Genomic DNA, 13,595 nt, shown 5'->3' on the forward strand with positions numbered 1-13,595 from the left:
ATCGTTCACAAAAGTCAAAACCATGACGGAGAATAGGGTGTGACACCCGGCCAGAGGAGGTTCCGTCAACAAGCTGATTTGCTCAAATGGTTGAACTTAAGATAGAGTCCGAAAAACTGGTGCGTGGCGAATGCTGTCCTGCTTAGCGCTGCCCTAGTGAACCAAATGGGGAGTACTCCCAGCCGCGTGCGGTCCGCCACAGCAGATATTGATTCTCCGGTCTCGACAATCGGGCTGGTGTGCCTGGTCGGCCTTCTTTCCTATCTCGTCCCGAGAATGGAAGGGGCTCTGATCCTCCATCCCCAGACGGCATGGCCGCTGTGGCCAGGCTGCGCGATCTTGGTGTCAGTCATGGTGCTGGTACGGAGGAAAGTCTGGCCAGCACTTATGCTTGCCTCGTTCGCAGGTTTCATTCTCTACGATCTTCACGCAGGCGTGCCGGTTTCTTCCACTGCGTGGTTTATTCCGGCCGACACGGTCCAAGTCCTCATTGCCGCACTTGGCCTCAGATACTACTTTGACCGCGTGCCCCGCCTGAACAACGTAGACTCCTTAGCCAAGTACTGTTACTTTGCGGTGTTTCTCGCGCCATTCACGGCAGCGTTTATCAGCGCGCGGGGCATCGCAGGCCCCTACTGGACCAGTTGGAGAATTAGCTTCCTTTCCGAGGTGCTCGCCTTCGTCACTCTGACTCCGGCCATCTTGAGTTGGATAAGTGAAGGCACTGCCTGCGTACGAAAACCACGTTCCTATCATCTCGAAGCGGCTACGCTGATTGCCGGAACAGTTCTCCTGGGGTATATCACCTTCATCGCTCCTGGAATGGGCAACTCGCCGGTACTTCTTTATTCACTCTTGCCATTTCTGCTGTGGTCCGCCTTGCGTTTTGGATCAGTCGGGATTACCAGCTCGATCTTTGTCCTTGCCCTGTTGGCAATCTGGGGTGCAGTGCATGATCGGGGTCCTTTTCACGGGCAGGGGGCGCACAGCAGCATATTGTCTTTACAGGTATTTCTATTTTTCGCTGCGACACCTTTCCTGGTTCTTGCTGCTCTCGCAGAGGATCGCAAGCTTGCCGCGGAAGCGCTCGTAAGCGTGAGCCGCAGGTTGATAGACGCACAGGAGAAGGAACGTACCCGGATCGCCAGGGAGCTTCACGATGACATCAGTCAACGGGTTGCACTAGTTGCCAACGAGCTAGATCAGCTCCAGAAAAAGTCCGACGACGTACCTGCGCCAGTGCGTACGCTTCTGAACGAATTGTTTGGGCGGACGTCCGAGATAGCGAATGATCTTCAATCCTTGTCGCACGAGTTGCACTCGTCGAAACTGGAATATCTGGGCATAACTGCGGCCATGAGAAGCTTCTGCAAGGAATTCGGCAAGCAGCAGGAGGTGGAAATCGATTTCAAATCCGAGGGTTTACCAGACTCTTTGGATCTCAATATTTCTATTTGCCTCTTCCGAGTTCTGCAGGAAGCCCTCCACAATTCCGCAAAACACAGTGGGGCACGGCACTTCGAGGTGCGGCTGTGGGGAACTTCCCATGACATTCATCTCACGGTCGCGGACTCTGGTGTGGGCTTTGATGGGGCAGCGTTGAAGCAAACCGAAGGCCTTGGCCTCATTAGCATGCAAGAGCGGTTGAAACTTCTGAACGGAACGTTTTCCATCGAATCACAACCCAAGCGTGGTACGACTATCCACGCTCGCGTCCCTCTCGATTTGGGGGAACAATTTCGTAATTACGTAGAAATAGCAGGGTAAGAAACTCAGGATCCGGTCCACCAGTTCTCTCAGCCCGTTTTCCTCGCTTCCTTCTGGGGCACTCGGCCCCCAGGTTGTTCGACTTTTTCATCCCGCAATTTGCTCAAACTTTGGGAGTACCGCGACGTCTAACCGCCTACGGAATTCTTAAAGCGGATCAACTAAGGAGCAGTTTTCAATGAAGCGTAGCAAAGCTGCGCTGAACAGGATGGCGCTCTGCGTAGTCTTCTTCCTGTCAGCACTTCCGATTGCCCAGGCAGCGGAACCGATCGCGATCACCATCCGAACCGAGCCGTAGCGTGGCTGAAGACCACGATAACTTCCGACACGAAACAGACAAAGAAGGCAGATATTGGATGGACGCGCGAACTGTGGGTATTCGTGAACGGGAAACTGCAGTATGCCGATAGAAATCTGTTCGATCAGGAAGGAGCGAGAAAATTTCCCGACGGGCGATGTTCGCTCGAGAATGGTTCCTTCACGTTGCCTCTGGAAGCGGGCGACAATGAGGTCGTGGTAGCAATCGCGAACAACTTCTTCGGGTGGGGATTAATGATGCGCCTTTCTGATGCGGAAGGCGTTCATCTGGCAGCAAAGTCGACGGTGCGTGCCCCATCCTTCGCGTTCGAAGGGTGGGGCTACGAAAAGGATGGCGATACGCTTTTCCCGAATTTCGATAATGGAACAGCCGTAGAAGTCAAATCGTGTAGCCACCAGTACAGCTAACCCACCCTTCGCAACGCCAGCGAAGGACGGGGCACCACAGTTCCGTAATGGGACATCTCTAAAAAACGCCGAATCAAAAGAAGGCTGGGCCACCCAGCCGAACAGCACGCGAGACTGGGCCACCCGTCCAGTTCAAAATCTACAAAGCCGGTCCACCTCGTCCCGTTTCGGCATCGATGGCGCGGTTCCCGGGCGCGTGACGGAGATGCCTGCAACGGCACAGGCGAAGCGCGTTGCTTGAACGATGTCGCGGCCTTCAGCCAGGGCGACTGCGAGGCCGCCGGCGAATGCATCGCCGGCGCCGGTGGTTTCGATTACGGGTCCGGCATGGACTGCATCTACAAGCATGGTTATCTCTTTGTTTCTAACCAGCGCTCCGCGTTCTCCAAGTGTGACGATTACGTTGCGGACGCCGCGATTGAGCAGCGAGTCTGCTGCATGCTCCGCTTGATCCTGGCTTTCGATTGGCAATCCGGTCAGCAGGGACGCTTCGCTTTCGTTGGGAGTTAAGTAGTCGCAAAGCGCGTACAGAGAAGCCGGGAGCGTGGTCGCCGGGGCTGGATTGAGGATCGTGGTGACTCCCAGGCTGCGCGCGAGCCTGAGGGCGTGCTCCGCGAGCGCGACAGGTTGCTCGAGCTGGGTGAGAAACACCGCTGATTCCGCAATGCGATTGCGCGCACGGTTGATTTCTTCTGCTGTGAGCTGGTTGCACGCTCCCGGAACTACCACGATGGCGTTTTCGCCTTTGCCTTCGTGCACCACAATGCTGGCGGCTCCGGTACCGGCGTCTTCGCTGGCGAAAAGAAACTGCGCGTCGATGCCTTCCTCGGCGCAGGTGCGGCGTGCGAGATCGCCAAAAGCATCGCGTCCGACTTTGCTGATGAAGGTGACCTGCGCGCCAAGACGCGCCGCCGCAACCGCCTGATTCGATCCCTTGCCGCCCGGCCCCATCCGGAATTCAGAGCCCAGCACGGTCTCGCCCCAGACCGGCAGCCGCGGCGTGCGGAAGGTCAGATCCGCAACGAAGATTCCCATAATGGTGATGTGGGAAGAAATCATGCGAGCGAGTTGCCGATTGTAACAGGCGCACAAAGTCAGTACCGTCCGCGATCGGGGTCCCCGGCCGCCGCTGGTGTTGCGGCGGATGGGGTGAGGGTAGCGGATGGGTAAGCCGCTGAGACTAGACGAGAGCCGCACCCATTCGCTACCGCGAACGGTACTGACTCCACTTGGCTGTTTCTTCGTTCTGTGAAACCCTCCTGTTAAACGAGTACCCGTCAGAACCATATGAACGCTACTTTTCTGATCGATACTGACACCGCATCTGATGACGCAGTAGCTCTGATCATGGCGCTGCGTGCTCCGGGTGTTCGCGTAGCGGCGATTACAACGGTCGCCGGCAACGTCGGCGTCGAGCAAGCCACTCGCAACGCGCTCTACACGGTTGAACTCTGTGGAGCCGATGTTCCGGTGTACGCAGGGGCCGCGAAGCCGCTTCTGCGTGAGCATCAAAACGCTGCCTGGTTTCATGGGAGCGACGGGTTTGGAGAGCACAACTATCCGCGGCCACGTCGATCTGCCGGAGAATTACACGCGGTGGATGCCATCATCGAAACCATCGAAGCGAATCCTGGCCTGGTGATCGTCACGTTGGCGCCGCTCACGAATCTTGCGCTGGCTCTGGCAAGGAAGCCTGCGATTGCCGCAAACGTAGGACGGTGTGTAGTGATGGGAGGCGCGCCGTGCTGTGAAGGGAACGTGACACCGGCTGCTGAATACAACGTTTGGGTGGATCCTGAGGCGGCGCAGATCGTGATGCGCAGCGGCCTTCCGATCGAACTGGTGGGTTGGCATCTTTCACGGGGAGAAGCGATTGTTCGTGACGACGACATTGCTCACATTCAGACTTTCAAAAACAAAGTCGCTCACTTTGCCATTGAATGTAATAGTCACGCGCGCAGGGCTTACAAACTGCAGACCGGAGAAGATGGCATTTCCCTCCCTGACCCTGTCGCCATGTGCATCGCGCTGGATCCGAGCGTTGCCACTGAATCGAGCTTCCACTATGTGGATGTAGAGACACGCAGTGAGTTGACTCGCGGAATGACGGTTGTGGATCGACTCAATGTGGCCAATGATGAACGGAATCAGCCTGTCTGGAGTCCGGTAGTGCGAGCCGGACCCAAAGCCAAAATCTTCTGGACAATCGATAGCAAGCGTTGGAAACAAGCCCTCTTTGCGGCGCTGCAGTAAGGGGTTGGCGTGAGTGTTATTCAAATCGTTGCGTAAGACTGGCGCAGGCGATTGCCTTTGGCTAGAATCCGGGCGATTGTTAGAATGCAACGTTCATGTCAGCCACAGACGTATCTCCCCCCACGGATCGGCTCGCAAAATATCCACAGCTTCGGGCTGCAGCCGAGAAAGCGAACGAGACACGCAAAGAGCTCGACGGCATTCTTTCCCACGCAGTGGGTGAATACACCAGCGAAGATGCAAGCCTAGTCGTATTCGGTTCCCTCGCCCGTGATGAGTGGACGTCAGGAAGTGATTTGGATTGGACGTACTTGATCGACGGCCAAGCCGATCCTGCCCATCTGCTTATCACACAAAGAATTCAGTCGGTAATCGAAGAACAAAAGGACGAGCACAACAACCCGAAGTTCAAGCCACCAGGACAAACCGGCACGTTTGGCAACATCGCCTTCAGCCATGAACTACTTCACCAAATTGGCGGTCAGCACGACACGAACAGGAACATGACGCAGCGAATTTTGCTGCTGCTTGAATCGAAGGCGATCGGTAAGAGGACGGATGCTTACGAACGAGTTTTGAAGGCAGTAATTAATCGATACTTGGAGGAAGACAATCATCTTCTCACCCCAGACGGCAACTCATACCGGGTTCCAAGGTTTCTGCTGAACGACATCGTAAGGTTCTGGCGGACCATGGCCGTGGATTTCGCTAGCAAGCAACGCGATCGTGGTGGCAAAGGCTGGGGCACACGCAATGCGAAGCTGCGCATGTCGCGCAAACTCATTTTTGCCGCTGGCTTACTGATTTGCTTCGGATGTCAATTGGATACCGAATTGCGTTCTAGGATTCGCACAGACAATGATGGTATAAAACTAGCTCTCGTGAATCACTTGCGTGAAAACGTCAGCCTGACTCCGCTTCAAGTCTTGGTCAAAGCGATGCGGCTTTACGATGTACCGGACAAGATCACTGACGATCTGCTCTCTTCCTACGCAGATTTTCTTGCAATGCTTGATAGCAGTTCGGAACGCGAAGCCCTCGACAAATTGCGCGCTGAAGACTCGCGAAGTGATAAGTTGTTTGATCGTGTTCGCTCGATGAGTGAGCGGTTCGAGCATGCCTTGGACAATGTGTTCTTTGAGAACAAGTCAATTGAACCGCTCACTCGCAAGTACGGAGTCTTCTGATGGGTCCAATCGGTTTCTCGACCGGAGCGTTGGCACTCGCCAATGTTCGCGGGGCACTCGAGATGCTTTCACACACAGATCTAGCCGCTGTGGAGCTATCCGCTCTTCGTCAGAATGAGCTTAGGCCGCTGATTGAAAGCCTGGAAATGCTTGACCTGAGTCAATTTGACTACATCTCTTTCCACGCACCCAGCGCAATTGATCCCGAATTCGAGCCTGAGGCTGTAATTCTTTTGCGAGAAGTTGCAAGACGAGAGTGGCCCGTGATCGTCCATCCCGATGCGATGCATAACCTGGAACGTTGGACAGAATTCGGTCCGCTTCTGCTTGTTGAGAACATGGATAAGCGTAAACCCATCGGTCAGCGGGCTCCAGATTTGCAATTGTTTTTCGAGCGTCTACCAGATGCGCGAATGTGTTTCGACATCGGCCACGCCCGCCAAGTCGACCCCACAATGAGCGAAGCTGCTGCCATTTTGGAACGATTTGGCCCCCGGATCGCGGAGCTTCATGTTAGTGAAGTAAATAGCCAAAGCAAACACGATCCTCTCTCGCTTGCTTCTAAGATCGCATTCCAGCAAGTAGCGCATCTGCTTCCGGAAGACGTTCCTGTCATTCTGGAGAGTCGCGTTACAGAAGATCACGTTCTTGCCGAAGTCGAGAATGCAATCAACGCATTGCGCCCTGCTGTGAGAATAGCGTTAGCGGGCGATTGACTCGCTTAGCCCGTACAGGTGCAGACTTACGCGCGAACTGCGTGCACTTGGTGCGCCACGTGCCCGCCAGCTAGACGTTTGCAAGTCAACATTGAAACGTGGGCAAGAGTGAACTACCCCGCTCACCTTGCTCGGTCATTGTCGTGGCGAATCCCGCGTCCCAAGAAAAATGGGACGCGGGCACTTCAATAAGTTGGCTACGCAGGAATTGACTGCGCCTCTTGGAGGCCCAATAAGCTCAGTTTGCTCTACGGCAGGCGTCGTATTTTCGAGTAACTTACTCAGTTGCGACTCATATTCCTTGATGCCTACGAACCGCAGCATTCTGTTGTAGTAGAGATCCCCGAGTTCCTGAGAAAATGACGTTCCCCTCGTTTCGGCGTTGTATTCCGCAATGGCCACCAAAGCAACGTCGACTAAATATTGCTTCAGCCGCTTCTGCGCCTGACCAGACATCGATCCACTGCCCCGTAGTTCGATGTACCGCGGACTTGCAAGATTAACGCGGACAACCGGAACATCCAGATCGATATCCTCTCGTTCGAACTGGAATGAAGCCGGAATTTTCGCATCTCCTAATTGCTCGATACGTATACGACAATCACCAACGCGCGGTTGATTCTTCGCCAGACCAATGTTTGACGAACCACACCCTTCGTCAATTCCTGAAATTGGAGATGATTGTGCGCACACGGCGGGCACAAATGTAGCGTCCGCAAGCCAGCGCCTTTCGCACTCACCGCACTCCCAGCGATGCCGGCGTGCAGGTGGCGGGACTGGATGCGTCTTATCTTTAGGGATGCCACGTGTAATATCACCGCTCTTGAAGGGGTTGCGGTTGACACCCTTAAGGGCCAGGTTGACTTCGACCTCTGCCTCCCTCAATGCATCCTTGGCTGCCTCATCTTGACTGGACCGCGTTGCGTTATACCAAGCGCGATGAAGTACACGAAAGACGGAGTGGAGATATTCCCGGAGAGCTTCGACCTCCGCGGTACCCGGCCCTGAAGCTAAGGTTGTCTTGTTGTTCCGAAGTGCATTCTTTAAACCAAGAGAATTGACCCGCGCGTAACCGCAGACGGCATTGCAGAAGGCACCAATGGAGGAGGCGTGTTCTAGTCCAAGAAACGTCAAAAGCGGCAAGGTACGCGCGCTTTGAACTCCCTCCAAGTTCGGTGCATATGGAAGCGCGCCACAAACCTCCAAGAGAAGGGCAGGCTTGTCCAAATTCTGCATCTGGCCTTCGTTGTTGCGACCAACCACCCTGAAGTCGAACTCCACTGCTTCTGATAATCGGGAACTCGCCGCAACAACTTCAGACTCCTTACTAGTCGGATCAAAGATCGGCAGGTTCTGATCTGATCGGCCTTTCGCTTCGACGAGCCAATTCTTCACGGGAGGTGCCCAAGGCCGCAGATTGATTCGCCTGCTTCCACTTAGTCCTTGTGGAACACTGCCGGAGAGTTGAAGAACAAAGGTGTGCGCACTGTTCTGCAGCCACTCACGAGCGTAGGACAGACGTTCAAGCAGCATCTCGAAAGAAATCTCGGTTCCCTCGCGGATGTCTACTAATTCCACTCTCGTGCCCATTTCCATTGGACTCGCCTTCGTCCACAGAGGTGGCAGCGCACTACGCGAATGCAAGCGAAACTCATAAGCGCGCCACACCGAGTCGGCATCCCCGTCTTTGGGCAATTCGAGTCCCTTCGGTAAGGTAGAGGAAAGCTGGGTTGAATGTTCATCCAATCCTTCGGATGGCCGACCCGTGGTGGTGAGCACAATGACTCGATCTGCAATCGACGTGTAAGTTTTTGTGCCGACGCCGTTTCTGCCAGCACGATCTACATCCCGATGAACGTCGGAGTCGGAGAAGGCTCCGCAAAAACTATTAAGGAATTCCGAGTGGGTAAGACCTGTCCCGTTGTCCTCGCAGATGAGTCGCTTAGGTACGAGTACGTGAGTTCCATCCTTATATGTCGAACTATCGACGTCTAAGGTGAGAGTTACTTCAGTCGCGTTGTCTCGCGCGTTTTCGGTTAGCTCCAAAATGACAGCGACGCTGCTTGGTGAGGATTCTTGTGCGTAGATTCGCGCTTGATAGGCGTTTACAGGGTTGTCCCCCAAGTGGAAAGAAGGGGACGCAGACACAGATGTGCCTTTGCGGTTCATTCGGTTTCTCCTCGGTCTCGATCTCGATCGAGCCGTCAGTGAAATTCCGCTTCAGGAAAATTAGAACCGGTCAGGCAAATGTGCCCGCCTAGCTCTTACTCGTCCCGATTTGCGTTACATCTATGATAGGCACTGCTGTCAAGGAGCAGTTATGGAATTCGCGGCATAATTCCGCGACGCGTCTCTCAGATTGGCTCCATGGCTCGACCCGAAACTGGCGGGTGGCCCGCCCGATTTCCCTAGTACAGTGCTATCCTTTGCGGACCAGGAGCGCGTCACGATGATTGCGCAATCAGCCTCGATCAATGCGAAATACACGCTGGTTTCCATCGCATTTATGGTCGGTTCTCTAGCGATACCCCCGCTTTCACTGTTCGGCCAGAGTGGAGCCAATCCAAAATCAGACAAGGGGCCGGTTGGGATCTGGCGTGGTGAGTCCAGATGCGTGGTTAGGCCGAGTGCCTGTAATGACGAGACCGCGCTGTACCGCATCGCCGCGAACGCACGCGCCCAAGATCCTCTGATGGTCTCGGCAGGTAAGATCGTCGATGGCCAGGAAGTGAGCATGGGTAGCAGCGAATGCTCCTATACCGTCAAGACTCACGTGATCGCTTGCTCTCTGCCCAATGGCAGTTCCCTCCATCTTGAAGTGACAGGCGACACGATCGAAGGGACGTACACCCTCCGTGATGGAAGGCTGTGGCGGAACATCAGTCTCCATAGAGCCGAGCAGAAATGAATGTTGGACAGATGACCCGCTTTTTCCCAAACGGCAGACGGGTGGCCCACCCTTTCAGGCGTCATTGGCCTTGCTACAGCGAAGCAGGAGCCTTCATCTCGTTCTCGCCCTTTCCCAGTTTCTTGAGCAGCCGCAGCAAGATCAGTCGCTCCTCTTTTGAGAGGACGCTGGCGGCCTCTTCCATCGTGGTCGCGTGCTTTTGAAAAGTCTTGGTGATGAGCGCGCGTCCCTTGGCCGTAAGCTCCACCAGGCGTACGCGCCGGTCATCCGTATTCTTACGTTTCACAAGGGCTTTCTTCTCCAACCGGTCGACCGCGACACTGATCGATCCCGGCGTGAGCCACACCTTCGGACCAATGGTATTGACCGGCAAAGGTCCCTTGTGGAGTAGCACTTCAAGGACGCTAAAATCCGAGTCGCCGAGCCCGGCCTGGCTCAAGTTCAAGCTTTTTTCCGCGCGAGCCCTCAGGGCGTGAAAAGCTCTTACTAGCACCCACCAGACATGAACTCCAGAGGTGTCTTGCATTTCTCTGCGTCCTTTCCGCATCCTTGGACATCATACTGCTTGATATCAATTATATCGATATCAATGTACTTCCCGAAAGCGTTCGGAGAAAAGCGAATCAACATGGTATCCAACAATAAAAAGCTCACCGCAGTATTCGGCGCCACAGGACAGCAGGGAGGCGGAGTAGTACGTGCCTTGCAAGCCAGCGGCCAATTCAAAGTGCGCGCACTGACTCGCAATCCAGGCAAGGATCGCGAACTCGCCGACGAGGTCGTCCAAGCAGACTTAGACCACCCGCAAACCCTGAAAGCTGCATTGGATGGGGCACACGGCGTTTTTCTGGTCACCAATTTTTGGGAAGGTGGCACCGACGAGGTCAAGCAGGCAACCGCGGCCGTACGTGCTGCCAAAGATGCCGGTGTCAAACACTTTATCTGGTCAACGCTGCCTGATGTGGAAGCGATTAGCGGCGCCAAGTTCAACGTTCCCCACTTTACCGGCAAGGCCAAGATCGATCGGATCGTCAAGGAAGCCGGATTTGCCCACCACACATTCGTCATCGCGCCTATGTACTACCAGAACCTGCTGGGCGTTCTTGCTCCGCAAAAGCAGGCGGATGGATCCGTGGGTTGGGCTCTTCCTCTCGATCCAGGTGCACGCTGCATCCACATGGGCGACATCAGCGAACTTGGCAACATCGTTGCTGGGGCGTTTGCACACCCCGATGAGGCAGGCAATGGCGAGTATCTGCCTCTCGTCGGAGATTTCATGAGCTTCAATGGAATCGTTGAAACGCTAAATCGACTGGGACATAAATTTTCATTTATGCAAGTCCCAAAGAAAGTTTTCGCTACGCTCTTTCCTGGGGCCGCCGAGGTAGCAGAGATGCTCAGCTACTTCCAGGCTCATACCTACTTAGGCTCGGATTCGTCCGACCGGATTGCGCTCGCAAACAAGATGGCAGGCCGGCAACCGACCAAGTTTTCGACGTGGGCGCGACTGAATGTCCCGATTCAGAAACCTTAAATGCGCTTACGCCCGTCGAACTTTGCTCCTGCGAAGTCATAACAATTGAACTAAGAAAGGCCAATCCAATGTCTAACCTGAAATCACACGACATAAGCGCTACTCGTCCTCTTTCCCGCATCGCCAAACGCACAAGTGGACAGAGTCACGGGCCTATCACACGCCTGATGTCTCCCTCCGACTTTGGCCGTATTTTGAAACCCTTCGTATTCCTTGACATCTTCGATACTCACGGAAGACCTTTTTCCGGTCTTGGGCTCCATCCACATTCGGGAATCGCGACCGTTACCTACGTTGCGCAGGGCAGCGTTAGGTATGAAGACACCAACGGAGCGACGGGCCTGTTGCGTGCCGGCGGTATCGAATGGATGCGGGCCGGCGGCGGTGTCTGGCATGGTGGCGGCTTCGGCGAATCGGGACGGACGCGGGGCTTCCAGCTTTGGATCGCCTTGCCGCCCGATCTTGAGCTGGGACCATCGGAGAGCGTCTATTTGTCACCGGAGGTCATTCCCCACGACGGGCCCGCGCGTATTCTCCTCGGCAGCTACGGAACCGCGACCAGTTCGATCAAAGCTCCGTCGCCGATGAACTATCTCGCAGTGCATTTGAAGGCCGGAGAGCGCTGGAGCTACCAGCCGCCCGCCGGACACACTGTCCTGTGGACCGCGGTGGGCGTGGGTTCCGTTCTGGTCCCAAACGAGCTGCTGCAGGGCGAACTGGTGGCCTTCAACTCGTCGAACGCCGCGATCGAATTCGAGGCCCAATCCGATGCAGAGTTCGTCCTTGGTTCGGCCGTACCGCATGATCACAACCTTGTCTTAGGCTCCCACTCCGTGCACACAAGCACAGAGGCGCTGCGCGAGGCTGAGGCACGGATCTCGGAAATCGAGACACGCCTGATTCAGCACGACAGACCTTGAACAACAGGAGGGACGAGTGGCCCACCGTTTCCCATTATAGAACGTCAGTCTTTTGCCCCACCGCCACCCCGCTTTTCTGGAGTTTCAGATTGAAACACTAAAAAAGAGTAGGATGGCCACCCAGCCGAATGAGATCAAAAGCCTGTGTCAGGTAAACCCAGTTCGTTCCGCACAGCATTCATCTTTTCCGCCAAGGTTGTGGTCTCCTTCCAGACTTTCTCCAGCCTGGCTTTAGATTCGGCAACACGATTCATCAGGTTCTGCGGTGTCGCCGATGACTCCAGGATCGACAGAACAGAACTCTGATCTGCTTTGGAGATCACATCCTCATCCAAACCGACGAGCATGGCATTGCGCATCTGAATCTGGCCGATTAGTGGTCCCATCCTTCCGATCACCTTGATTCCCATGTTGATTGCGCCGGTTGGATCGAAAACAGCGGCAGTCGACGGCCAGCCGCCAACGAGTTTGCCAATCTTCCTAAGCAGGCTAGTGGGGCCAAGCATGGGAAGAGTAAGCGGAATTTGCCACTTGCGACAGAATTCGGCGATATCCAATGGGTCTGAGCCTGGCCCCTTGGCAATTCGCAGGCATTCCACGGCTAGCAGATGCCATCGAAATTCCCGTTCCGCGGTAGCCAGCGCATCTAATTGGCCCCGCCACATGGGTTCGAGAACAAGAAAGTAATAGAGCTTCTGGGATCCGCCAGGCGCCGGAGAAGGTATGGCAGCCATAAGTGCCTCCTGCAGGATGATTCTTGCTCAGCGATCAGAGCGCAAGATCAACGAGCCGCGCTCAAGCACCAGCCTCGTGTTGTAGCTCCGAAAACGGTGGCCATTCTACACCTGCCTTCTCCTGCGAAGAAAGGACACAAGCCAAACGGTAGTGTCTCAGTTTGAATTTTCATAAGTGCTTGCGAGCCACCAAGCCGCAGTGACAGGTGGCGCACCCTTTTTTCTCATTTCGCTTGTTTGGTTTCTGTTTTGGGATTCCTAGATGCACGGGTGCCCCGGCCTTTCCTCTTTTTGCTAAAGACTTACAGAATTCGGGTGCCCCGTTCCGCTCGGGGTTCGCGGGGCGGGGTAAGCGCTTTTTCTCCGGAGTCTCCTACCGCAGCGGAGGCTCGTGACAAGCACCCGCCTGCTACCGCAACATCAACGGCACCCGCCCGCTACCGCATGCGGTTCTGCTTTACGAACTCCTTATGCCTTCATACCTACAATAAAGATGTTGTGAGCGGTCTTGTATCACTTCTGGCCGGGTTCCTCGTTACTCTTTTCCTTTTGGGAATTGTGGGATCGTTCGTGGTGATCGTAGTTACATTCATTCAAGACTTAGAGCTATTACTCCCCGACAAAGAATCGACCGACGGCGTCGACTGAGACTCACGTGATCAGCCTGCGCCTATCTGAGAGATTCAAACCGTTGCTGGGGACACTCTTGGAGCCTGTCGGAGAGAAACTCCATAGCTGAGACGTAATCGACTGTCTGGGAGTGTCGGAACGGGAATCAGCTTCCATCCTGTGTACAGATGGCCTCAGGCCGGCATGAGGCTGGTTCGATGACGGAACAGTTTCAGCAGGT

The 13,595-nt window shown here is 55.0% G+C and carries 12 protein-coding genes; 8 read left to right on the forward strand and 4 right to left on the reverse strand.

Annotated features, from left to right (window positions below; translation table 11 throughout):
* The first annotated feature begins 123 nt into the window (after window positions 1-123).
* Window positions 124-1,767 (forward strand): MASE1 domain-containing protein, encoded by a 1,644-nt coding sequence (locus tag VNX88_24900; GenBank protein ID HWY71929.1) that lies wholly within the window; start codon window positions 124-126, stop codon window positions 1,765-1,767.
* 381 nt (window positions 1,768-2,148) lie between these two features.
* Window positions 2,149-2,493 (forward strand): hypothetical protein, encoded by a 345-nt coding sequence (locus VNX88_24905; GenBank protein ID HWY71930.1) that lies wholly within the window; start codon window positions 2,149-2,151, stop codon window positions 2,491-2,493.
* Between the two features lie 132 nt (window positions 2,494-2,625).
* Here the strand turns inward: VNX88_24905 and rbsK are convergent, their stop codons facing one another.
* Complete coding sequence (gene rbsK / locus VNX88_24910; protein ID HWY71931.1) at window positions 2,626-3,552, reverse strand: ribokinase; 927 nt, start codon at window positions 3,550-3,552, stop codon at window positions 2,626-2,628.
* A 228-nt stretch (window positions 3,553-3,780) separates the two neighbouring features.
* Here rbsK and VNX88_24915 point away from each other — a divergent pair, with 228 nt between their 5' ends.
* The 3 genes from VNX88_24915 to VNX88_24925 all read left to right on the forward strand — a co-directional run bounded on the left by VNX88_24915 (window position 3,781) and on the right by VNX88_24925 (window position 6,649).
* Complete coding sequence (locus tag VNX88_24915) at window positions 3,781-4,746, forward strand: nucleoside hydrolase (protein HWY71932.1); 966 nt, start codon at window positions 3,781-3,783, stop codon at window positions 4,744-4,746.
* A 95-nt stretch (window positions 4,747-4,841) separates the two neighbouring features.
* The gene (locus tag VNX88_24920; protein HWY71933.1) at window positions 4,842-5,933 is read left to right on the forward strand and encodes a nucleotidyltransferase domain-containing protein; all 1,092 of its coding nucleotides are present in this window, start codon (window positions 4,842-4,844) and stop codon (window positions 5,931-5,933) included.
* Window positions 5,933-6,649: a hypothetical protein gene (locus tag VNX88_24925; protein ID HWY71934.1), complete on the forward strand. Its 717-nt coding sequence runs from the start codon at window positions 5,933-5,935 to the stop codon at window positions 6,647-6,649. The genes VNX88_24920 and VNX88_24925 overlap by 1 nt, the downstream gene beginning before the upstream one ends.
* 135 nt (window positions 6,650-6,784) lie before the next feature.
* Here the strand turns inward: VNX88_24925 and VNX88_24930 are convergent, their stop codons facing one another.
* On the reverse strand, window positions 6,785-8,818 hold the full coding sequence (locus VNX88_24930; protein ID HWY71935.1) for an ATP-binding protein: 2,034 nt from the start codon (window positions 8,816-8,818) through the stop codon (window positions 6,785-6,787).
* 280 nt (window positions 8,819-9,098) lie between these two features.
* Here VNX88_24930 and VNX88_24935 point away from each other — a divergent pair, with 280 nt between their 5' ends.
* Window positions 9,099-9,557, forward strand: coding sequence for a hypothetical protein (locus VNX88_24935; GenBank protein ID HWY71936.1), 459 nt, complete (start codon window positions 9,099-9,101; stop codon window positions 9,555-9,557).
* A gap of 73 nt (window positions 9,558-9,630) precedes the next feature.
* Here the strand turns inward: VNX88_24935 and VNX88_24940 are convergent, their stop codons facing one another.
* A complete protein-coding gene (locus VNX88_24940) occupies window positions 9,631-10,002 on the reverse strand; it encodes a MarR family transcriptional regulator (GenBank protein HWY71937.1) in 372 nt (123 codons plus the stop codon).
* A gap of 183 nt (window positions 10,003-10,185) precedes the next feature.
* On the opposite strand from VNX88_24940, the gene VNX88_24945 reads away from it, so the two are divergent.
* Window positions 10,186-11,091 (forward strand): NmrA/HSCARG family protein, encoded by a 906-nt coding sequence (locus tag VNX88_24945; GenBank protein ID HWY71938.1) that lies wholly within the window; start codon window positions 10,186-10,188, stop codon window positions 11,089-11,091.
* Between the two features lie 68 nt (window positions 11,092-11,159).
* Window positions 11,160-12,011: a pirin family protein gene (locus VNX88_24950; protein ID HWY71939.1), complete on the forward strand. Its 852-nt coding sequence runs from the start codon at window positions 11,160-11,162 to the stop codon at window positions 12,009-12,011.
* Between the two features lie 134 nt (window positions 12,012-12,145).
* Here the strand turns inward: VNX88_24950 and VNX88_24955 are convergent, their stop codons facing one another.
* Window positions 12,146-12,745, reverse strand: coding sequence for a hypothetical protein (locus VNX88_24955; GenBank protein ID HWY71940.1), 600 nt, complete (start codon window positions 12,743-12,745; stop codon window positions 12,146-12,148).
* Between the last annotated feature and the right edge of the window lie 850 nt (window positions 12,746-13,595).

This window comes from Terriglobales bacterium, assembly GCA_035567895.1.
GTDB lineage: Bacteria > Acidobacteriota > Terriglobia > Terriglobales > Acidobacteriaceae > Gp1-AA112.

What these genes read in the sequence shown, in the direction of transcription:
- rbsK (HWY71931.1), bottom strand. Translation starts at nt 3,552, where the DNA reads ATGATTTCTTCCCACATCACCATTATGGGAATCTTCGTTGCGGATCTG.
- VNX88_24915 (HWY71932.1), top strand. Translation starts at nt 3,781, where the DNA reads ATGAACGCTACTTTTCTGATCGATACTGACACCGCATCTGATGACGCA.
- VNX88_24920 (HWY71933.1), top strand. Translation starts at nt 4,842, where the DNA reads ATGTCAGCCACAGACGTATCTCCCCCCACGGATCGGCTCGCAAAATAT.
- VNX88_24925 (HWY71934.1), top strand. Translation starts at nt 5,933, where the DNA reads ATGGGTCCAATCGGTTTCTCGACCGGAGCGTTGGCACTCGCCAATGTT.
- VNX88_24930 (HWY71935.1), bottom strand. Translation starts at nt 8,818, where the DNA reads ATGAACCGCAAAGGCACATCTGTGTCTGCGTCCCCTTCTTTCCACTTG.
- VNX88_24935 (HWY71936.1), top strand. Translation starts at nt 9,099, where the DNA reads ATGATTGCGCAATCAGCCTCGATCAATGCGAAATACACGCTGGTTTCC.
- VNX88_24945 (HWY71938.1), top strand. Translation starts at nt 10,186, where the DNA reads ATGGTATCCAACAATAAAAAGCTCACCGCAGTATTCGGCGCCACAGGA.
- VNX88_24950 (HWY71939.1), top strand. Translation starts at nt 11,160, where the DNA reads ATGTCTAACCTGAAATCACACGACATAAGCGCTACTCGTCCTCTTTCC.
- VNX88_24955 (HWY71940.1), bottom strand. Translation starts at nt 12,745, where the DNA reads ATGGCTGCCATACCTTCTCCGGCGCCTGGCGGATCCCAGAAGCTCTAT.